At 63.3% G+C, this 20,616-nt stretch carries 17 protein-coding genes and 2 pseudogenes; 7 read left to right on the forward strand and 12 right to left on the reverse strand.

Annotation, left to right across the window (positions count from 1 at the left end):
* The 12 genes and pseudogenes from Y707_RS24750 to Y707_RS0109330 form a co-directional block, all read right to left on the reverse strand.
* A partial coding sequence (locus tag Y707_RS24750; protein ID WP_035780989.1) for a phosphotransferase occupies positions 1 to 500 on the reverse strand: 500 nt, incomplete at its 3' end.
* The gene (gene gatB / locus Y707_RS0109280; RefSeq protein ID WP_026534874.1) at positions 493 to 2,007 is read right to left on the reverse strand and encodes an Asp-tRNA(Asn)/Glu-tRNA(Gln) amidotransferase subunit GatB; all 1,515 of its coding nucleotides are present in this window, start codon (positions 2,005 to 2,007) and stop codon (positions 493 to 495) included. The genes Y707_RS24750 and gatB, both read right to left, overlap by 8 nt.
* Positions 2,008 to 3,534 (reverse strand): Asp-tRNA(Asn)/Glu-tRNA(Gln) amidotransferase subunit GatA, encoded by a 1,527-nt coding sequence (gene gatA, locus Y707_RS0109285; RefSeq protein WP_026534875.1) that lies wholly within the window; start codon positions 3,532 to 3,534, stop codon positions 2,008 to 2,010.
* A gap of 3 nt (positions 3,535 to 3,537) precedes the next feature.
* Positions 3,538 to 3,834, reverse strand: coding sequence for an Asp-tRNA(Asn)/Glu-tRNA(Gln) amidotransferase subunit GatC (gatC, locus tag Y707_RS0109290; RefSeq protein ID WP_026534876.1), 297 nt, complete (start codon positions 3,832 to 3,834; stop codon positions 3,538 to 3,540).
* 39 nt (positions 3,835 to 3,873) lie between these two features.
* Positions 3,874 to 4,416 carry a GNAT family N-acetyltransferase gene (locus tag Y707_RS0109295; RefSeq protein ID WP_253905119.1) on the reverse strand — a complete coding sequence of 181 codons (543 nt, stop codon included), beginning with the start codon at positions 4,414 to 4,416 and terminating at the stop codon, positions 3,874 to 3,876.
* 57 nt (positions 4,417 to 4,473) lie between these two features.
* Positions 4,474 to 5,220 carry an inositol monophosphatase family protein gene (locus Y707_RS0109300; RefSeq protein WP_333782841.1) on the reverse strand — a complete coding sequence of 249 codons (747 nt, stop codon included), beginning with the start codon at positions 5,218 to 5,220 and terminating at the stop codon, positions 4,474 to 4,476.
* A 3-nt stretch (positions 5,221 to 5,223) separates the two neighbouring features.
* A pseudogene (gene ligA, locus Y707_RS24755) lies at positions 5,224 to 7,478 on the reverse strand (NAD-dependent DNA ligase LigA); the annotation flags it as partial.
* A gap of 39 nt (positions 7,479 to 7,517) precedes the next feature.
* Positions 7,518 to 8,270 (reverse strand): annotated as a pseudogene (locus tag Y707_RS24760) (PP2C family protein-serine/threonine phosphatase); the annotation flags it as partial.
* A gap of 142 nt (positions 8,271 to 8,412) precedes the next feature.
* Entirely contained in the window at positions 8,413 to 9,645 is a 1,233-nt protein-coding gene (locus Y707_RS0109315; protein ID WP_035780995.1) for an adenylate/guanylate cyclase domain-containing protein, read from the reverse strand.
* A complete protein-coding gene (locus tag Y707_RS0109320; RefSeq protein ID WP_026534880.1) occupies positions 9,621 to 10,247 on the reverse strand; it encodes a PH domain-containing protein in 627 nt (208 codons plus the stop codon). The genes Y707_RS0109315 and Y707_RS0109320 overlap by 25 nt, the downstream gene beginning before the upstream one ends.
* Positions 10,248 to 10,282: 35 nt before the next feature.
* Positions 10,283 to 11,167 carry a biotin--[acetyl-CoA-carboxylase] ligase gene (locus tag Y707_RS24765; protein ID WP_035780997.1) on the reverse strand — a complete coding sequence of 295 codons (885 nt, stop codon included), beginning with the start codon at positions 11,165 to 11,167 and terminating at the stop codon, positions 10,283 to 10,285.
* A 73-nt stretch (positions 11,168 to 11,240) separates the two neighbouring features.
* Positions 11,241 to 12,101 carry an SDR family oxidoreductase gene (locus Y707_RS0109330; RefSeq protein ID WP_026534881.1) on the reverse strand — a complete coding sequence of 287 codons (861 nt, stop codon included), beginning with the start codon at positions 12,099 to 12,101 and terminating at the stop codon, positions 11,241 to 11,243.
* Positions 12,102 to 12,296: 195 nt separating this feature from the next.
* Here Y707_RS0109330 and Y707_RS0109335 point away from each other — a divergent pair, with 195 nt between their 5' ends.
* From Y707_RS0109335 to Y707_RS30615, 7 genes are all read left to right on the forward strand, one after another.
* Positions 12,297 to 13,892, forward strand: coding sequence for an acyl-CoA carboxylase subunit beta (locus Y707_RS0109335; protein ID WP_026534882.1), 1,596 nt, complete (start codon positions 12,297 to 12,299; stop codon positions 13,890 to 13,892).
* The gene (locus tag Y707_RS0109340; RefSeq protein WP_026534883.1) at positions 13,889 to 14,113 is read left to right on the forward strand and encodes an acyl-CoA carboxylase subunit epsilon; all 225 of its coding nucleotides are present in this window, start codon (positions 13,889 to 13,891) and stop codon (positions 14,111 to 14,113) included. Before Y707_RS0109335 ends, Y707_RS0109340 begins: the two co-directional genes overlap by 4 nt.
* Positions 14,114 to 14,253: 140 nt before the next feature.
* Positions 14,254 to 15,930 (forward strand): DUF885 domain-containing protein, encoded by a 1,677-nt coding sequence (locus tag Y707_RS0109345; RefSeq protein WP_051441847.1) that lies wholly within the window; start codon positions 14,254 to 14,256, stop codon positions 15,928 to 15,930.
* Between the two features lie 211 nt (positions 15,931 to 16,141).
* Positions 16,142 to 17,506: a dicarboxylate/amino acid:cation symporter gene (locus tag Y707_RS0109350; protein ID WP_442853288.1), complete on the forward strand. Its 1,365-nt coding sequence runs from the start codon at positions 16,142 to 16,144 to the stop codon at positions 17,504 to 17,506.
* Between the two features lie 100 nt (positions 17,507 to 17,606).
* Positions 17,607 to 18,236: a Maf family protein gene (locus Y707_RS0109355; protein WP_026534886.1), complete on the forward strand. Its 630-nt coding sequence runs from the start codon at positions 17,607 to 17,609 to the stop codon at positions 18,234 to 18,236.
* A gap of 153 nt (positions 18,237 to 18,389) precedes the next feature.
* Entirely contained in the window at positions 18,390 to 20,177 is a 1,788-nt protein-coding gene (locus Y707_RS0109360) for an acetyl/propionyl/methylcrotonyl-CoA carboxylase subunit alpha (protein ID WP_026534887.1), read from the forward strand.
* A gap of 123 nt (positions 20,178 to 20,300) precedes the next feature.
* Positions 20,301 to 20,534, forward strand: coding sequence for a hypothetical protein (locus Y707_RS30615; RefSeq protein ID WP_155852856.1), 234 nt, complete (start codon positions 20,301 to 20,303; stop codon positions 20,532 to 20,534).
* Positions 20,535 to 20,616 lie beyond the last annotated feature (82 nt).

Raw genomic sequence — 20,616 nt, forward strand, 5'->3', positions numbered from 1 at the left:
GGGATCACGCCACTTTCCAGCCGCTGAAGGACGGCGGCATGGCGGGTGGCCAGCGGCACGCCACGGACGGGGTTGGCAGGTGCATCCGGCGGCGCTGGACGGTGCAATTCAATCAGGAAACCGGCAAGTTCTTCAGCCATCCCGGTACGGCCGGCCCTGGACACCTCCGAGGCGAGCCGGCCCCCGAACCAAGGGCAGACCGACCACCACCACGGATAGTACGAGGTCGGCTCCCCCACCCTCAGCGGAACCGGGATCTGCACACTGACCCAATTGTCGAAGACCGGCAGCCAGTTCTGTTCATTCAGGATCAATTGCGCGGCCTGCTGCCGCCGGGGAACGCGGACAGTCAGGTCTGTTCCGAGCCGGAAGATGACGTTGTCCCAGCCGTTCGCGACCTGCTCCAGCGGGAGGTCCGCCAAATCCGGATGCTGGTCAGTGAGCAACAGGCGGACCAGTTGCTCACTGACGTCAATTTCCGCGGCGGGAACGTTAGCCATGGACGCCGAGACGTTCCAGGATCAACTCCCGGACACGTCCTGCGTCCGCTTGGCCACGGGTCGCTTTCATCACGCCTCCGACGATGGCGCCCACCGCCTGGACCTTGCCGCCACGGATCTTGTCCGCCACGTCCGGCTGCGCCGCCAGCGCACCGTCGATCGCTTGGAGCAGGGCGGTGTCATCCGAGACGACGGCGAGCCCGCGCTGCTCCACGACCTCGGTCGGGGTGCCTTCGCCGGCCAGTACACCGTCGAGGGCCTGGCGGGCCAGCTTGTCGTTGATCTTGCCGGACTGTATGAGCTCGTTCAGCTCAATGATCGTCGCCGGGGTTACGCCCAGCTCCGACGGGTCGACTTCAGCGACCTTGGCACGGCGGGAGACCTCGCCCATCCACCATTTACGGGCGACGGCGGGACTTGCCCCGGCAGCGATGGTTTCCTCGATTGAGTCCATCAGACCGGCGTTGACGACGTCCCGGAATTCCTCACCGGAGTAGCCCCAGGCCTCCTGCAGTCGCTTGCGCCGTTCCGCCGGTGGCTCGGGCAGTTGCGACCGGAGTTCCTCGATCCATTCCTTGGTGGTGACGACAGGTACCAGGTCCGGCTCCGGGAAGTACCGGTAGTCGTCGGCGTCGGATTTGGGCCGGCCCGACGTCGTCGAACGCGTATCCTCGTGCCAGTGCCGGGTCTCCTGGACCACTGAACCACCCTCGTCGAGCAGTGCCGCCTGGCGCTGGATCTCGAACCGGACAGCATGTTCGACCGAACGGAGGGAGTTCACGTTCTTCGTCTCGGAACGTGTCCCGAACTTCTCCTGCCCATACGGGCGCAGCGACACGTTGGCGTCGCAGCGCACGTTGCCGCGTTCCATCCGGGCGTCTGAAACGTCCAGGTTCTTCACGATCTCGCGGATAGCGGCGACGTAGGCCTTCGCCAGTTCCGGCGCCCGCGCACCGGCGCCTTCAATCGGCTTGGTCACGATCTCCACCAGCGGTATGCCGGAGCGGTTGTAGTCCACCAGCGAGTATTCGGCGCCCTGGATCCGGCCGGTGGCGCCGCCCATGTGGGTGAGCTTGCCCGCGTCCTCTTCCATGTGGGCGCGTTCGATTTCGACGGTGAAGACGGTGCCGTCCTCGAGTTCAATATCGATGGCGCCGTCGAAGCAGATCGGATCGTCGTATTGGGAGGTCTGGAAGTTCTTTGGCGTATCCGGGTAGAAGTACTGCTTACGGGCGAATGTGCAGGATTCGGCGATTTTGCAGCCGAGCGCGAGCCCGATCTTGATGGAGTACTCAACCGCCTGCTTGTTCACTACCGGCAGCACGCCCGGCAGGCCGAGGCACACCGGCGTCACGTTCGTGTTGGGCTCGTCGCCGAAGACGTTGGGGGCAGACGAGAACATTTTGGTCTTGGTGTTGAGCTCGACGTGGACCTCGAAACCGAGCACCGGGTCGTACCTGGCGATGGCGTCGTCGAAGGACACGATCTGTTCTGTGGCGGTTGCCATCTACTTTGCTCCTTCGGTCTGCAGCCGGCCCTCAGCCAGCTCCGGGGCCTGGGCCAGCAACGGTCCGCCCCACTTCTCTTCCAGCATCGTTTCGAGCACCGCGCCCACCCGGTACAGCCGGGCGTCCTCGCGGACCGGAGCCAGGAGCTGGATTCCGACCGGCAGGCCATCCTCCTCGGCCAGTCCGCCGGGCAGCGACAGCCCTGGCACACCTGCCAGGTTTGCCGGAATGGTGGCAACGTCGTTCAGGTACATCGCCAGTGGGTCCTCGAGCTTCTCCCCCAGCTTGAACGCGGTGGTCGGCGCCGTCGGCGAGATCAAGACATCGACCTTGGAGAAGGCCGCATCAAAGTCACGCTGGATCAGCGTACGGACCTTCTGCGCCGAGCCGTAGTAGGCGTCGTAGTAGCCGGCCGACAGGGCGTAGGTTCCGAGGATGATGCGCCGCTTGACCTCGTCGCCGAAACCGGCCTCCCGGGTGGCGCCCATGACCCGTTCGATCGTCGTCTGACCTTCGGGCAGCACCCGGTTGCCGAAGCGGACGCCGTCGTATTTGGCCAGGTTGCTGGAGGCTTCCGAGGGCATGATCAGGTAGTACGCGCCGAGTGCGTGGTCGAAGTTCGGGCAGGAGACCTCGACGATTTCCGCGCCGGCGCCGCGCAGCAGCTCCAGCGATTCCTGGAACTTCTCCCGGACACCGTCCTGGTAGCCTTCGCCGTTGAGTTCCTTGATGACGCCGATACGCAGTCCGGACACATTGCCCATTTTGGCCGCCTCGACCAAGGGTCCGACCGGATCGGTCAATGAGGTGGAATCGGCCGGGTCATGGCCGCCGATGAGTTCATGCAGCAGCGCGGAGTCCAGCACCGTCCGGGTTACCGGTCCGATCTGGTCCAGCGAGGAGGCCATGGCAATCGCACCGTAGCGGGACACTCCGCCATAGGTGGGCTTCACGCCGACGGTTCCGGTCATCGCGCCGGGCTGGCGGATTGAACCACCGGTGTCCGTGCCCAATGCCAACGGCGCTTCGAAGGCGGCGACGGCGGCAGCCGACCCACCGCCGGATCCGCCGGGGATCCGGTCCAGGTTCCAGGGGTTGCGGGTGGGTCCGAAGGCCGAGTGCTCGGTGGAGGAACCCATCGCGAACTCGTCCAGGTTGGTCTTGCCCAGCATCGGCATTTTCGCCGCCCGGATCTTCCGGACAACCGTTGCGTCGTACGGGCTGAGCCAGCCGTCCAGCATCCGGGAGCCCGCCGTCGTCGGCTGTCCCTTGGTGACAATCAGGTCCTTCACGGCGATCGGCACACCGGCCAGCGGATGCAGCTCTTCACCCTTGGAGCGTGCGGCGTCGACCTCGGCGGCGACGGCGAGCGCTTCGTCCGTATTGACGTGCAGGAAAGCGTTGATGGAGCCGTCGACGGCGGCAATCCGGTCGAGATGGGCCTGCGTCAGTTCGACGGCGGTGACCTCCCCCGCGGCCAGCTTGCCGGACAGTTCTGCGGCGCTGTTATTGATTAGTTCACTCACGTTTTAGTCCTCATCCAGAATCGCCGGAACCTTGAAGCGCCCATCGGCGGAGTCCGGGGCACCGGACAATGCTTCCTCGTTGGTCAACGTCTCACCCACCACATCCTCGCGGTAGACGTTCGCCAGCGGGATCGGGTGCGAGGTGGCGGGGACGTCGTCTCCGGCGGCTTCACTGATCGATTTGATCGAATCAACGATCACGTCAAGCTCACCGGCCATCCGGTCCAGCTCATCGTCGGCCATATCAATGTGGGCCAGGCGCGCCAGATGCGCGACTTGCTCACGGCGAAGGGTAGACATGAATCTCCTGTGCAGAAGTGAACGGTTTGTTATTCCAGTCTAATCGGATGCCAAGGTTTCCAAATCAAGCCGGAAAACGAGCAGCCGGACATCATATTCATCAACCGCCCAGTCCCGCTCCGGCACTCTTTCAAAACCCATTGAGGCATAGAGCCGGTGCGCGCCGTTCATGCTCTCCTCACTCGAAAGCACCACGGCGTTGATTTCCTCCAGCGTCCGCGCATGTTCGACGACGGCCTGCACCAGGGCGCGGCCGATGCCGCTGCGCTGGACATTGGGGTCGACGGCGAGCATCCGGAACTCGAGCTCACCGTCGGCGGCGATCTCCGCGTATTCTGAACCCGGCTCCCCTACGGTCACCGCACCTTTGATGCTGCGGTCGACCTCGGCGATCCATAACAGGGCGTGTTCGGCCCGGTGCGCGATATTCGTGAGCACCGGCAGGTAACTCTGATCGTCCGCATCGACGAACCCGGCGCCCACGTAGGCCGCGGCAGTGATTCGTTTGACGTCGTCGTAATCCTTTTTCCTGGCGGGGCGGACACGGACTTTCATATCGATCATCACTTTCTCAGGCCGCACGCCAGTACTGGCTGCCGTCCGCGTTCCGGGCGGCCGCTACCTGCTGCCAACTGGTGGTCATATCGGAAATCTCCCCGACAGGTCCGTTGCCGAGGCGGCGACCCAGGCTGCCAGCCGGTCGGGCTCGGACGGCCCTCCGTCCAACGGCGATGCGAGCTTCGGCCGATGCACCCAGGCACCAGATTCCTCGGCGATCAAGGCTCCGGCTGCCCAATCGTGTTCGTTGAGTCCGCGTTCGCCATAGGCGTCCAGGGTGGCGTCGGCGACCATGCACAAATCCAGCGCGGCCGAACCGAGCCGGCGCATATCCGACAGGCCCTTCATCATCGGCAGGAAATCCTTGACCTGCTCGGCCCGGGTTTCCTCGTCATAGGAGAATCCTGTGCCCAGGATGCCGCCCCTGCGCGCCAGAACCGGTCCGGGCAGCCGGCGGGTCGTTCCATTCTCGTTCAGCCATGCACCGCCGGCACGGGTGGCCCAGTACGTCCGCCGGAGGGCAGGGGCATTGACGACGCCGGCGAGCCAGTTTCCGTCGGCGTCGCAGGCTGCCACCGAGGTGCAGTAGTAGACGATGTTGCGGATGAAGTTGGTCGTGCCGTCCAAGGGGTCGATGGACCACCTGATGCCGGAGAAGTTTTCGGCGAGGCTGGTTCCCAGTTCCTCCCCGGTGATGGCATCATCGGGCCGGGCGGCCGTGATTACTCCGCGCACTGCCTCTTCGGCGGCGATGTCGAAGGAGGTGACCCAGTCGCCGTCGCCACTCTTGTTGATGGCGTTCAGCTCAGCGGCGTTCCGGCGCGACAGGACGTCCGCTCCCGCCTGTGCCGCTGCTTGCGCGACCTCGAGCAGTTCGTCGGTTATCTCCGTCCCGCTCATGCAGGTCCCTCCGCCAGAAGTTTCCGGAAGCCGTCTTCGTCCAGCACCGCCAGGCCAAGCGATTCTGCCTTGTCCCGTTTGGTGCCGGCGCTGTCACCGGCCACCACGTAGTCGGTCTTCTTCGATACCGATCCCGACGCCTTGCCACCGCGGATGATGATCGCCTCCTTGGCCTCGTCCCGGCTGAAATTCTCCAATGTCCCGGTCACGACGATAGTGAGTCCTTCGAGCGTGCGCGGAACATTTTCGTCCGCCTCGTCCTCCATCCGTACTCCCGCGGCGGTCCACTTGTCTACAATTTCGCGGTGCCAATCCTCGGCGAACCATTCCGTGAGCGCCGCCGCTATCGTGTGGCCGACGCCGTCGACGTCTGCCAGCCGTTCCTCGCTTGCATCGCGGATCGCCTGCATCGAACCAAACGCCGTGGCCAGGGCGCGTGCCGCCGTGGGGCCGACATGGCGGATGGAGAGCGCCACCAACACACGCCAGAGCGGCTGCGTTTTAGCCTTCTCCAGTTCCTCGAAGAGTTTGCGGGTGTTGGCGGATGGCCCCGACGGCTTTTTGGGTGACCCCTTCGAATAGAAGTAGGGAACCAGTTCCCGCTCGCCCGTGGGGGCGCCTTTGGACCGTTTCTCCCGCTCGATCTTCACGGGTGCGAGGTCTTCGACCTGCAGGTCAAAGAGATCGGCCTCGGTTCTCAATGGCGGTGTCTCCGGCTCCACCGGTCCGGCCAGTGCGACGGCGGCTTCCCAGCCGAGTGCCTCAATGTCGAAGCCGCCGCGGCCGGCGAGGTGGAAGATACGCTCGCGCAGTTGGGAGGGGCAGGACCGGGCATTGGGGCAACGGATATCGACGTCGCCCTCCTTGGCCGGTGCCAGCAGGGTTCCGCAGGACGGGCAGTGCGTTGGCATCACGAATTCGCGTTCGCTGCCATCCCGCAGTGCCACCACCGGACCGACGATTTCGGGGATGACGTCGCCGGCTTTGCGCAGAACAACGGTGTCGCCGATCAGCACACCCTTGGCCTTCACCACATCCTGGTTATGCAGCGTCGCCATTTCGACTGTGGAACCTGCCACCTTGATGGGTTGCATCAGGCCAAAGGGAGTCACCCGCCCCGTCCGCCCGACATTGACCTGGATGTCGAGCAGCTTTGTATGGACCTCCTCGGGAGGATACTTATACGCCACCGCCCACCGCGGCACCCTCGAGGTATAGCCAACGGCGCGCTGGGTGGCAAAATCATCAATTTTGATGACGATTCCGTCAATTTCATGCCGCAGATCGTGCCGGTGGCTGCCGTAGTACTCGATGAACTCCAGGACGGCATCCTCGTCATTGAGGACCTTGGCGTAGGGCGAAACCGGCAGGCCCCAACCTTCCAGCAGGTCATACGTTCCGGACTGGCTCGCCGCGCTGAGCCCCTCCCGTGAACCGATGCCGTGGACGTACATGCTCAACGGGCGCTTCGCCGTCGTCTCCGGGTCCTTCTGGCGCAGTGAACCTGCAGCGGCGTTGCGCGGATTGGCAAACGGCGGCTTTCCGGCTTCGATCATGCCCTCGTTGAGTACGACGAAGGCCTTGGACGGGATGAACACTTCGCCGCGGATTTCCATCTCGGCCGGATGGTCGCCCCCCTTGAGCTTGCGTGGTATGTCCTTGATCGTCAGAACGTTATGGGTGACGTCCTCACCGACGTTTCCATCGCCCCTGGTGGCCGCCCGCAACAGTTCGCCATTCCTGTAGAGCAGGCTGATGGCCAGGCCATCGATCTTCAACTCGGTCAGCCACTTAAGCTTGCCGGCGTGTCCGCCGCCCAGTTTCTCCACACTCGCCTGCGCCCGGGTCAGCCATGCATTCAGCTCCTCAATGGAAAAAACGTCCTCGAGGCTGTACATCCGCTGCAAATGCTCCACCGGGCTAAAGGCAGCGGACACGGCACCGCCGACCTCCTGCGTGGGAGAGTCATTGGATTTCAGTTCCGGATGCAGGCCTTCGAGCTCTTCCAGCCGGCGGTAGAGCTCATCGAACTCCGTGTCGGAAACAGTCGGCGCGTCCTCCTGGTAGTAGGCAAAACGGTGTTTGCGCACCGCTTCGGCCAGTTCATCGTATTCGGCGCGCAGGGCCTCACTGGGCGGTTCAGACTGTTGCTCCACATCTGTGCTCACAGTCCCATCTTGCCCTATTGTCCCGACGTTTTCCCCTCGGTTTCGGGTCTTCGGTTAATCCGACGCCTCAACCACCACAGCGGTGATATTGTCGCGGCCACCCGCCCTCAAGGCGGCCTGCACAAGTGAGTCCGCGGCGTCCTGCGGATGTCGGAGTTCAGTCATGATCCGGTGTATCTGCTCGTGGTCCACTTCACCGGTCAGCCCATCAGAGCAGATGAGGATCCGGTCACCGTTCTGCACCGGCAGCAAGGTCAAGTCCGGTACAGCTTTTGGCCCGGTTCCGAGTGCCCTCGTCACAACATGCCGGCGGGGATGCACGAGCGCCTCCTGTTTAGTTATCCGGCCCATGTCCACCAGCTCCTGGACCTCAGAGTGGTCCACGCTGATCTGCTGCAGGCCTGCCGAGTTGAGACGGTAGGTCCGGGAATCGCCCACATTGAAGACCAGCCAACCCAGTGTGTTTCCTTCTTCGACGACAACTACGCCCGACAATGTCGTTCCCGCCCGCGACTCGGTAGCCTCGCGGATGCCGGCGTCGGCGTCGTCGATGATCTGTTCCAGTTCATGGGCCGCCAGCCGGCGCCCTCTGGAGGCGACCAGGGGATGGCCGCCCAGCACCTGTACGCAGATTCCGCTGGCGACTTCGCCTGCTTCGTGTCCGCCCATTCCGTCGGCAACGGCGAATATCGGATCGTGGGCCAGCAGCGAATCTTCGTTGAGTTCCCGGCGCGTCCCACGGTCAGTGCTGTATCCCCAAGTCAGCTTTGCACGATGCGGAGGCAGCCCGGAAGCGTTCGTCGGAATCATAGCGTCACAGCACACACGGCACTGGGTACCTCGGGGTTGGCGGGCACCGGTGCATCACATCCTTTATGGTCAGCCAAGAACCATCATTAGTCGGCTACTGCCATACTGCCAGATCCATGATCCCGGCCAAGGAAAAAGGCTGCTAATCGACAATTAAACCTTCACCGGAGCCCCTGGCCAGCGTAACCGGGTGGACTTGCCCGAAGCCGCGTACGGTCCGGACCTTCTGCGGAACCAGGACGAATCTGTCGTTCTGGCTCAGCGTTGCGGCGGTTGAAGCATCGGTCAGCACCGTCCCGGGTTCGGCGAGCGAGGTCAGTCTCGAGGCAAGGTTCACGGTTGGCCCGTAGATATCGCCAAGCCTGGACAGGACCCGCCCCCAGACCATGGAAACTCTCGCGTCCGGCAGCACTTCATCCTCGGCGAAGGTGCGCGCCAGGGCCAGAGAGATCTCGGCACCGGCTTCGGGGCTTTCGGCGTTGAACAGCACTTCGTCCCCGATGGTCTTGACCAGCCGTCCGCCGCCAACCGAAATAATCTCCGCGCATTTGTTCTCGAAGCGCTGGACCAGCTGGGCCAGAGTCCGTTCATTCATTTGCCGGGACAAGCTGGTATAGGAGACCAGGTCGGCGAATCCGACGGCGCGGGCCAGCGGCAGCGGCGCATCGTCTTCGTCGCCTTCCCGGCCGTGCTCGCTCGATTCCAGGCCGGATTCCGCCCTGAGCGCGAGCCGCTGCACGCCGGCATTGAGCTGCCGGCGCCAGGCATACCGCAGTATTTTCTCCATCGGTTCGATCAGGTTGGGCAGCTCGGAGATCAGCTCCTTGCGTGCCTCGGCGTCGGAAATGCCCCGCTGAACGACCATGTCTTCGATCAGCGCCTCGACCTGCCACACCACCATCCGGTCGGTCATTTGGCCGATCGACCGGGCGATGGAAATTGTTGCTTCCTCCGTGAGCTTGTCCTCACGGACCAGCCCGATGACGGTGTTCAACGCGTCCAGGTCGTTGGTGGTGAAGGCGACGTCGTCGTCGGCCAGGTTGGGGAATCCCATGGCGCGCCAGAGTTTACGGGCAGACAGCAGGGATACCCCCGCGCCGGCAGCAATTTCCCGTCGACGGAGGGTACGTTCCGCGCCCAGCAGCTCGATTTCGAGCGCGCGGATAGCATCCCGGTCCGGATTACTGGGTTTCGCTTCAGCAGCCGCGTTATCTGCGGATCTGTACTCAGCGGCCGCCTGTGCAGGCAGCGGACCGGTTTTGAACATATCCGGATGAGTGTCGGCTCCGTCCCGGTCCGGTGTATCCAGTTCGCCGGTCTCCGGCGGCACCGCTGCGGACTCCTCGTCGTTCATCGCCCCGTCCCATCTGTCCACGTATCGCCATCCTGTCCGGGCTCGCGCAGAGTCCCGTCCCAGCTGTCCTGACTCTGATCAATCTCATGACGGAAATCCAGCCCGTTAAACATGGCCGTCTGCGGCAGGTCCTCGATGGTCTGCAGGACTATGTTCCGGAAACGGGCCACCTCCGGTACGTCAACGTATGTGGTGCGCCGGCCGTTCCCCAGATCGATCGATATATTCCCGGAGCGTAATGCACGCTGCCGCAACGATTGCTGCATTCCCAGCTGCTGGACCGCCACCAGCGGACTTTGAAGTTCGTTCCGGCGCAGCAGCCCCCGGCGGCTGATCAACCTCCGGCTGGTCAGAACGTAGCGGGTTCCCAGCCAACCTAGCAGAGGACGCAGACAATACAGCAGTAAAAGGACCAGCCCGACGCCGGTAATCGCCATCATCGCGGCAGGCATCCAGGCGCGGACGCCGGCGTCGAACGTGCCTTGGTTGCGGGTCAGCCAGCCGGCGGCAAAGGTGCACCCGGCGGGTATCAGGATGAACAACACTGCGGGCCAGGCCAACGATCCGGGCTGTGGGCGCGTCAGCAGGATGACGCGCTCCCCCGGAGCGAGCTCATATCCCACTACTGCTGTCTCCCGCTGTCATTGGTGCGGCGCATTTATGCTTCGTGCGGCCGCAAATGCACAATGTCGCCGGCCGAGACCGGATGCACGGTGCCGCCGTCGTCGCGGATCAGCAATGCCCCGGAACGGTCGATGCCCTCTGCGATGCCAATCAGGTCATTGCCGCCGGGCAGCTCCGCCCGGACCTGTTGGCCGATGGTCACCATCTGCTTGGCTGCCAGCTGCCGCAAGGAAAAACTGCGGTCGAGCACCGCCTCGGGATCGCCGTTCACGGCACAGAACTGCCGGTAAAGTTCGCCGAAGGAACGCAGGTATGCCTTCAGGAGGATATTCCTGTTGGTCGTGGATGCCCGCTCGATCAGCAACGAGGTGGTATTGGGGTGTGGAAGTTCGTGCGCAGCAATACTGACGTTAAGTCCGGTCCCGACGACGACGGCCGGCTCCCCGCCCGGTGGCGCCGGAACCACCTGCGCCAGCACGCCGGCAACCTTCCGGCCACCGATCTGCACGTCGTTGGGCCATTTCAGCTGCGCCGTGACCCCGGCCCGCTCCGAGAGTGTCCGGGTCAGCGCCGTAGCGGCGAGCAGGGACAGCCAGGCCAACGATTCCGGCGGCAACTGACCGCCGCCGGTTCCCCGCGGCCGCAGCAGCACGCTTACCGACACGGAGGACCTGGCCGGAGCGATCCACTCCCTGTCCAGCCTTCCCCTGCCAGCGGTCTGGTGTTCGGCCACCAGCACGCTCAGGTCCGGCCAGGCTTCGGGGTCATCCGCCGCGCTGGCGGCAAGATCGGCGTTGGTGGAACCGGTCTCCTCGACGCCTTCGAACCGGGCGAAGGGTCCGTGACCTCCTGCGAGCGACGACCGCAGCTGCACGGCATCCAGCCCGGGGCGGTCAAGGTCAGCGAAGCGGTTACTCATACCCACGATCTTACGCAGGACGTTGCCCGCCGCGGGGATTCCCGGCCGGCGGACGGCCTGTATGTCAGAGGAATCAGAGGAAGATGTCGGGAACCAGTTCCGTGCTGGAAGCGCCCAGGCTGTATCCGGTGAAGTCGATGACGCCTTCCTCGGTCAAAACCTGCTCGTCAGTGAAGAAGTTTCCCGTGGTGATCCGGGCTTCCCTGGTCAGCACCGCATGCGCTGCATCGGCCATGATCGCCGGACCCCGGGCTCCCTTGACGATCTGCGCGCCGCCGGGCATATTCCGGATGGCGGCGGTGTCAATCAGCGTGCAAGGCCACAGCGAGTTCACGCCAATGCCGTCGTCCTTGAGCTCCTCCGCCAGCCCCAAGGTGGTCAGGCTCATTCCGTACTTGGCCATCGTGTAGGGCAGATGGGCGCCGGCCCACTTTGGCGACAGATTGAGCGGCGGGGACAACGTCAGGATGTGCGGATTCGCGGCACGGCTCAGGGCCGGAATGCTGAATTTCGACAGCATGAAGGTACCGCGGACGTTAATATCGGCCATCAGGTCATAGCTCTTCATGTCAATGTCCGTGGTGTTGGACAGATCTATCGCAGAGGCGTTATTGATGACGATGTCGATCCCGCCGAAGCGGTCAAGGGCAGCATCGACGGCGCCCCGTACGTCGCCCTCCTTGCGGACATCGCCAACCAACGGCAAGGCTTCACCACCCGCCGATGTCAATTCCTCTGCCGCCGTGTAGACGGTGCCTTCGAGTTTCGGATGCGGCTCGGCGGTTTTGGCCATCAACACGATGTTGGCCCCGTCCTGCGCAGCCCGGCGTGCTATCTCGAGCCCGATGCCGCGGCTGCCTCCGGACATCAGGACGGTTTTGCCCTTCAACGTGGCGGCTGTTCCGGTGGACTGGGCGTCATCGCGTGCGGTCATGGCTCCACGATAATCGAAAACAGCGGCTCAATGTTACTGACCGGTAACCGGAAAACCACGTTCAGCGGAAATTGTAGGGTTTCTACAGCTGGACACGGCGAAAGGCTCACTAGACTGACATGGAAACGGTTATTTTTGTACGAAACCTACTTAAGAGCGATTCCGCTGCCGACGATGTGGAGATCCGGAGAATAAATGAGCAACGACACGGAACTTGATCTGCACACCACAGCCGGCAAAATCGCCGATTTCCACAACCGGCGGGCCGAGTCACTGGAGCCTGTCGGCCCCGCGCCCATCGAGCGGCAGCACTCCCGCGGCAAGGGCACGGCACGCGAACGTATCGAAATGCTGGTCGACCCGGGCTCCTTCGTCGAGTTTGATGCACTGGCCGCCCATCGGTCCACCTCCTTCGGAATGGAGAAGAAGCGGCCCCTGGGCGACGGCGTCGTTTCCGGCTACGGGACCGTCGACGGCCGCCAGATCGCCGTCTACAGCCAGGATTTCACCGTCTACGGCGGCTCGTTAAGCAAGGCCAATGGGGAAAAAATCGTCAAGGTGCAGGAGTTCGCACTGCGGAACGGCTGCCCGATCGTCGGCATCAACGACGGCGGCGGGGCCCGGATCCAGGAAGGCGTGGCCTCACTTGCCATGTTCGCCGACATTTTCCGCAACAATGTCCACTCCTCCGGCGTCGTCCCGCAGATTTCCCTGATCATGGGACCGTGCGCGGGCGGTGCAGCCTACTCACCCGCCCTGACCGACTACGTGGTGATGGTGGATAAGACATCGCATATGTTCATCACCGGTCCGGACGTCATTAAGACAGTCACCGGCGAAGACGTGGACATGGAGACCCTCGGCGGGGCGCGGTCGCACAACGCCACCACCGGAACGTCCACCTACCTGGCCTCCGACGAACAGGACGCCATCGACTTCGTCCGTGAGCTGCTGGATTTCCTGCCCGGTAACAATCTGGCCGAGGCTCCCCTGATGGAGTTTGAGGAGGAGCTGGAGGTCACCGCCCATGATCTGGCCCTCGATACGCTGGTTCCCGATTCGGCCAACCAGCCGTACGACATGCGCACCGTGATCGAGTCCATTGTCGACGACGGTCATTTCCTCCAGATGCAGGAACTCTATGCGCCAAACGTGATTATTGGTTATGCGCGGGTGGAGGGCCACACTGTCGGAATCGTCGCCAACCAGCCGATGCAGTTCGCCGGAACATTGGATATTGCCGCGAGCGAGAAAGCCGCCCGGTTTGTCCGGCACTGCGATGCATTCAATGTACCGATCCTCACCCTCGTCGATGTTCCTGGTTTCCTGCCGGGTACGGACCAGGAATTCAACGGCATTATCCGCCGCGGCGCCAAGCTGCTCTACGCCTATGCGGAGGCGACGGTTCCGCTGCTGACCATCATTACGCGCAAGGCGTATGGCGGTGCCTACATCGTGATGGGATCGAAAAAGCTCGGTGCCGACATTAACCTCGCCTGGCCAACGGCCCAGATCGGCGTCATGGGGGCGCAGGGTGCCGTCAATATTCTGCACCGCAGCCGGCTCAAAGCAGCGGCCGACGGCGGGGAAAACGTTGAGGAGGTCCGTGCGGATCTCGTGGAGCAATATGAAGAAGAACTCCTTAACCCGTACCAGTCCGCCGAACTGGGATACATTGACGCGGTGATCCTGCCCTCCGAAACCCGGGTACAGGTTGTCCGTGGGCTGCGCGCACTGCGCGAAAAGCGCGCCTCCCTGCCGACCAAGAAACACGGAAACATTCCGCTATGACAAGCAATTCCCAGGAGAAGGCCGACGCCCCGCTGTTCAGTGTGGTGCACGGCAACCCGAATGACGAGGAAATCGCCGCTCTTGCCGCCGTCGTCATGTCGCTGGGCTCCCCCGACACCGCTCCCGAGCCGAAACGCCGGACGCGGGCCTGGATACGCCGCCACCAACTCCGCCTGCGGCCCGCTCCCGGCCCGGGATCGTGGCGCCGCAGCCGTGGCTAATATCCACAGCACCGGTTTGTCCACTTCGACGGCGGGCCACCGGGCAAAGTAGGCTCGGGGCTGTGACATACGAGACACCCACCACCGAATCCGAGTCCACCGACTACACCTATGACGTCACGCAGCGGCCGCAGACCGCCATCGACGGCGTTGCCGATGCCTTTGTGGAGACTCTGCTGGAGCTGGACCCAGGCTTTGCCACATCGCTGGGAATCCCCGGACATGAAACGGAATACCGCGACTATTCGCCTGCCGGTCATATCGCGATGGCGGAAGCCACCCAGGAGACCCTCGACCGGTTGACCGACCTGGAGCCAACCGATGAATTCGACCGTGTGACGCTGGATGCCATGCGGGAACGGCTCGGCCTGGAGCTGGAAATATTCGAAACAGGGCTCGATCTGGCGGACCTGAATAACATCGCTTCGCCCGCTCAGGAAATCAGGGCCATCTTCGACCTGATGCCGACTGACACTGCCGAGGACTGGGACAATATTGCCGGCAGGCTGCATAACCTGCCGGATGCGGTTTCGGGCTACGTCTCGTCCCTGCGGACGGCCCGGGAGAACGGCATTGTCGCCGCCAAGCGGCAGGTGCGGACAGTCATCGAACAGACTGGAAAATATGCCGGGGGCGGCGGGTTCTTCGACTCGTTTGCCGAATCCGCCGGCACCAAGGACGGCGCTCTGCCCACAGAGTTAAGGGAGAAACTGCGCAGCGGTGCGGATGCGGCCAAGGCCGCCTATACGCATTTTTCCTCCTTCCTGTCCGCTGAGCTTTTGGAGGCGGCTCCGGAAGGCGACGCCGTCGGCCGTGAGCGTTATGCCCTGATGTCACGCCGTTTCCTGGGGGCCTCCGTGGATCTGGAGGAGACCTACCAGTGGGGTGTCGAGGAACTCGACCGGGTAATCGCCGAACAGGAAGCGGTCGCCAACGAAATCAAGGACGGCGCCACCATCGCCGAGGCCATCGAGATCCTCGATGCGGACCCGGACCGGCAGCTCGCCGGCACCGACAGCCTGCAGGCATGGATGCAGAAACTTTCCGATAAGGCTGTCGAGGAACTGGCCGGAACGCACTTCGACATTCCGGACATCATGCACACCATCGAGTGCATGATCGCTCCGACGCAGGAAGGCGGCATCTACTACAGCGGCCCCAGCGACGATTTTTCCCGTCCTGGACGGATGTGGTGGTCGGTACCCGAAGGCGAAGACACCTTTACCACCTGGCGTGAGACGACGACCGTCTACCACGAGGGCGTGCCGGGCCATCATCTGCAAATTGGAACCGCCACTTATCAGCGCGGGCTGCTGAACAACTGGCGGCGCAACGCCTGCTGGGTCTCGGGACACGGTGAGGGCTGGGCACTTTACGCGGAGCGGCTGATGGCTGACCTGGGCTATCTCGATGACCCGGGCGACCGGCTCGGCATGCTGGACGGCCAGCGGATGCGCGCCGCACGCGTGGTCTTCGACATCGGAGTCCACCTGGGTCTGGAAATGCCTGAGCGGTGGGGATCGGGTACCTGGACCGCCGAAAAAGGATACGACTTCCTCCGGAAGAACATTGCCATCAGCGAGGGCCAGCTCGACTTTGAATTCACCAGGTATCTCGGTTGGCCGGGGCAGGCGCCGTCCTACAAGATCGGCCAGAGGCTCTGGGAGGAAATCCGGGACACGGTGAAGGAGCAGGAAGGCGAGGCCTATGACCAGCGGGCGTTCCATACCCGTGCCTTGAACCTGGGTTCGGTGGGGCTGGATACGCTGCGCCGGGCGCTCGTCGGTGCGGCTCCCTCCGGCGACGATCCTGCTTGATGTTTGTCACATCGGGAGCGGGAATAACCTCATAAACCCTGGCTGAGAAGGGTTCTGTGGGCCTGCGGGCTTGAGAGCAAGCCCAGCCGGCGTAACATTTCGCAATCGTAGCTCCGCCTGTTATTAGGAGTGCTCTAATGTTGCTCCGGTGACTTCAGATACCCGCACCTCAGAAGGGGCCCAGCGCCCGAAAATCCGGCTTCCCCGATGGATGACCTCGTTCGGACCGCAGATCATTGCGGCACTGATCGCGGGTCTGCTGCTGGGTTTGCTCGCCCGCTCCCTCGGCGAAACCGCCGGCGGTGAACCGAACGGCTTAACGACCACGCTCACCACGATTGGCGACAGCTATGTGACGCTGTTGAAGACAGCCGTCATACCGCTGATCTTCACCGCCGTGGTCAGCAGCATTTCCAACCTGCGGCAGGTCTCCAATGCCGCCCGGCTGGCTTGGAATACGCTGCTGTGGTTCGGGATCACCGCGCTCATCGCCGTCGTCATTGGCATCGGGCTCGGTACGCTGCTGCAGCCGGGCGCGAATACCGGAGCTGCCCAGCCGGCCGAATACACGGGCGGAACGGGAAGCTGGTGGGCATTCCTGCAGGGACTGATCCCGCAGAACTTCCTCGGGCTTGCGGCTGAGACCACAATTACCGAGGGTGAACCGGCCACATCGCTGAGCTTCAATGTGCTCCAGCTGCTTGTCGTCGCTGCCGCCGTCGGCATCGCCGCCCTGAAAGTGGGCGAAAAGGCCGAGCCGTTCCTGAACCTCAATGCTTCCGCACTGGCAATAATCCAGAAAGTACTCTGGTGGATCATCCGCCTCGCTCCCCTGGGCACCGTCGGCCTGATCGGCCGCGCGGTGGCAACCTACGGCTGGGACACTATCGGTTCACTCGGCAAGTTCACGCTGGCCATCTACCTCGGACTGGCCCTGGTGCTTTTCGTTGTCTACCCCGTATTGATCCGGGCGCATGGCCTTTCACCCCGGCAGTACTTCTCGGGAGCCTGGCCCGCCATCCAGCTCGCCTTCGTCTCCCGCTCATCAGTGGGAACGCTGCCGCTGACCCAGCGCGTCGCCGAACGCAACCTCGGCGTTCCGCGGAGCTACGCATCGTTCGCAGTTCCGCTCGGTGCCACCACCAAGATGGACGGATGCGCCGCCATCTACCCCGCCGTTGCGGCGATCTTCGTGGCACAATTCTACGGCATTCAGCTGGATGCGACTCAGTACCTATTGATCGCACTGGTCTCCGTCCTCGGTTCAGCCGCGACGGCGGGAACCACGGGCGCGGTCGTCATGCTGACGTTGACCCTTTCCACGCTGGGGCTGCCGCTGGCCGGCGTCGGGCTGCTGCTCGCCGTCGACCCCATCGTGGACATGGGACGCACCGCGGTCAACGTTGCCGGCCAGGCTTTGGTGCCCACAATCGTCGCCAAGCGGCAGGGCATCATGGACGAAGACCTGTACAACGCCGAACGCAATGGTGACCCGTTCGCTGACGATTCCGTGGATAGCGACGCTGGGACTTCGACCGGGACCGGAACAACGGAAATGGCCGGAGCCGCACGCTAGCCGGCCGCCAGTCCGGACGGTGGTAACGCAAGGCCCGGGAGGAGAGCTGATGAAGCACCTCTCCCGGGTTTTTGCCGTCCGGTCCACATAGGCTTGAACCGTGACTAAAACAAAGCTGATACTTGCCTCCGCCTCCCCCGCCCGCACGAAACTTCTCTCCAACGCCGGAATCGAGCACAGCGTGATGGTTTCCGACGTCGACGAGGATGCAGTAACCCGCGACCATGGCGTCACCGATCCGCATGACACTGCCCTGCTGCTGGCGCGGGCCAAGTGCGAGGCAGTCGCCGGTCTCGCAGATGCCGCCGGAACGCTGGTGCTCGGTTGCGATTCGGTATTCGAATTCAATGGGCAGGCATATGGGAAGCCTTATACGGCGGCGGCGGCACGGGAGCGGATCCTGCAGATGAGGGGCAGTTCCGGCGTCCTGCACACCGGGCACTGGCTCATCGACAACCGGGATGCCGGCGACGGCGGCAGCGGTGCGGCCGCCGGCGCGGTCGCCTCGGCCACGGTGCAGTTCGCGGAGATGACCGAAGACGAGGTCGACGCCTATGTGGCGACCGGCGAACCGCTGAATGTGGCCGGGTCCTTCACCATCGACAGCCTCGGCGGTGCGTTCATCACCCGGGTCGAGGGCGATGCCCATGCCATCGTGGGCCTGAGCGTCTCCACCCTGCGCGGACTGCTCAATACGGCGGGCGCCTCCATTACGGAATTTTGGCAGTAGCAGCCGGGCGTTGGAAGACGGACTGGCTTTTGTAGCATCCCTACAAAAATACCGCCGGTCCCACGCAGATACGGCATGAATCTTAGGCGAAAACCGCAAAAAAGCGTTAGGCTCCGAAGAGATTACTAAGGAGCCACAGTGACGAGTACGCCCATGTCCTCACCCGATGCATCGCCAATCACGAAAGTACTGATTGCCAACCGGGGTGAGATCGCCGTGCGGATAATCCGCGCCGCCCGCGATGAAGGTATCGCCTCCGTGGCCGTCTACGCTGAACCGGACCGCGAGGCTCTGCATGTCCGGCTGGCCGATGAAGCATTCGCCCTGGGTGGATCGACCGCCGCCGATTCCTATTTAGTGATGGAAAAAATACTGGGCGCGGCCGCGCAATCGGGTGCGGATGCTGTCCACCCCGGATACGGCTTCCTTTCGGAGAACGCCGACTTCGCCCAGCAGGTGATTGACGCAGGGCTGACCTGGATTGGGCCGCCGCCGTCAGCCATCTCCTCACTCGGTGACAAGGTGCAGGCCCGGCATATTGCCGAAAAGGTCGGTGCGCCGCTGGTGCCGGGCACCAAATACTCGGTCAGTTCCTCGGATGAGGTCCTCAGCTTCGCCGACGAGTATGGCCTCCCGCTCGCCATCAAGGCCGCATTCGGCGGCGGTGGACGTGGCATTAAGGTCGCGCGCACCAAGGCGGAAATCCCGGAGATGTATGAGTCGGCCGTCCGTGAAGCCACCGCAGCTTTTGGCCGCGGCGAATGCTTCATCGAACGGTTCCTGGATGCTCCCAGGCACGTCGAAACCCAATGCCTGGCGGACGCCGCCGGGAACGTCGTCGTGATTTCAACCCGGGACTGCTCGCTGCAGCGCCGGAACCAGAAACTCATCGAGGAGGCGCCGGCGCCGTTCCTGACGGATGAGCAGAATGAGCGGCTCTACGAATCATCCAAGGCGATCCTCAAGGAAGCGGGTTATCAGGGTGCAGGGACCTGCGAGTTCCTCGTCGGTCAGGACGGCACCATCTCGTTCCTGGAAGTCAATACCCGCCTGCAGGTTGAGCATCCTGTCTCCGAAGAGGTGACCGGGATTGATCTGGTCCGCGAACAGTTCCGGCTGGCCCGCGGCGAGGAACTGGGATATACCGATCCGGCCATCCATGGACACTCCTTTGAGTTCCGGATCAATGGCGAGGATCCCGGCCGCAACTTCCTTCCGCAGCCCGGTACGGTGGCCGCCATGAAGCTGCCCACCGGCCCAGGCGTGAGGGTGGATTCCGGTATCGAAGCCGGCGAGGTGATCGGCGGCAACTTCGACTCCATGCTCGCAAAATTGATTATCAGCGGCGCCACACGCCAACAGGCGCTTGAGCGTTCCCGCCGTGCACTCGCGGAAATGCAGATTGACGGCATGCCGACCGTCCTGCCGTTTCATGCCGCCGTCGTCGCCGATCCTGCCTTTGCCCCTGCAGAGGGCAGTTTTTCAGTCCACACGCGGTGGATCGAGACCGAATTCATTAACGAATTGCCTCCCTACGCGGCCAACGGCGCCGCTGCCGGCGGGGATGACAATGGCGAGCTCCAGCGCGTCACCGTCGAGGTCGGTGGCAAGCGTCTCGAGGTAGTGCTTCCCGCGTCGCTGGCCGGCGCCCCTTCCGCCGGAGGAAATGGCGGCAAGAAGAAAAAATCGGTGCGCAGCAGGGCGGCCACGCCGGCGGCCGCGAGCGGCGAGGCGCTTGCCTCCCCTATGCAGGGGACGATCGTCAAAGTCGCAGTGCAGGACGGCGACACCGTTGGCGAAGGTGATCTCGTCGTCGTCCTCGAAGCCATGAAGATGGAACAACCCCTTACCGCACACAAAGCCGGCAAGGTTTCTGCCCTCAGCGCCCGGCCGGGCGACACCGTCTCGGCAGGCGCGGTCCTGGCCAACATTCTCGACTGACTCCCGCCTCGGTTCCCGGGCGTCGAAGGACGTCCGGTTTTTCCCTGCTGACGTTCACTAAACGTTCAGGCTGGCTCCGTACCTTGTTGTACATTGGCCGGAAAATCAGAGAGGGAAATCAACATGGGGTCACGAACGAATGTGCAGGGCAAACAGCACGACCAGGACTGGTCCACGCCTGAGCGCGGCCAGCATGTCAGGCTTCAGCATCATCAGCATGGACCGGTTACCGGCACATTCGATATGCGCACCGACGATGGTGCCGTTATCTGGGTGCATTTGAGCGACGGCGGGGGCCGCCGGTTGATTCACCGTGAAGATGGTTATCGGATTGACGGGACTTCCGGCCGTTACTGACCGCAGTCACACCAGTCGCAGGTTTTTCCTAAGGTTGCTGTGGAATTCTCCAGCCAGTGGTAATACCGGCGAATAACGCTAT

Source organism: Arthrobacter sp. H14 (genome assembly GCF_000520495.1).
In the GTDB taxonomy this organism is placed as follows: Bacteria; Actinomycetota; Actinomycetes; order Actinomycetales; family Micrococcaceae; genus Arthrobacter_C.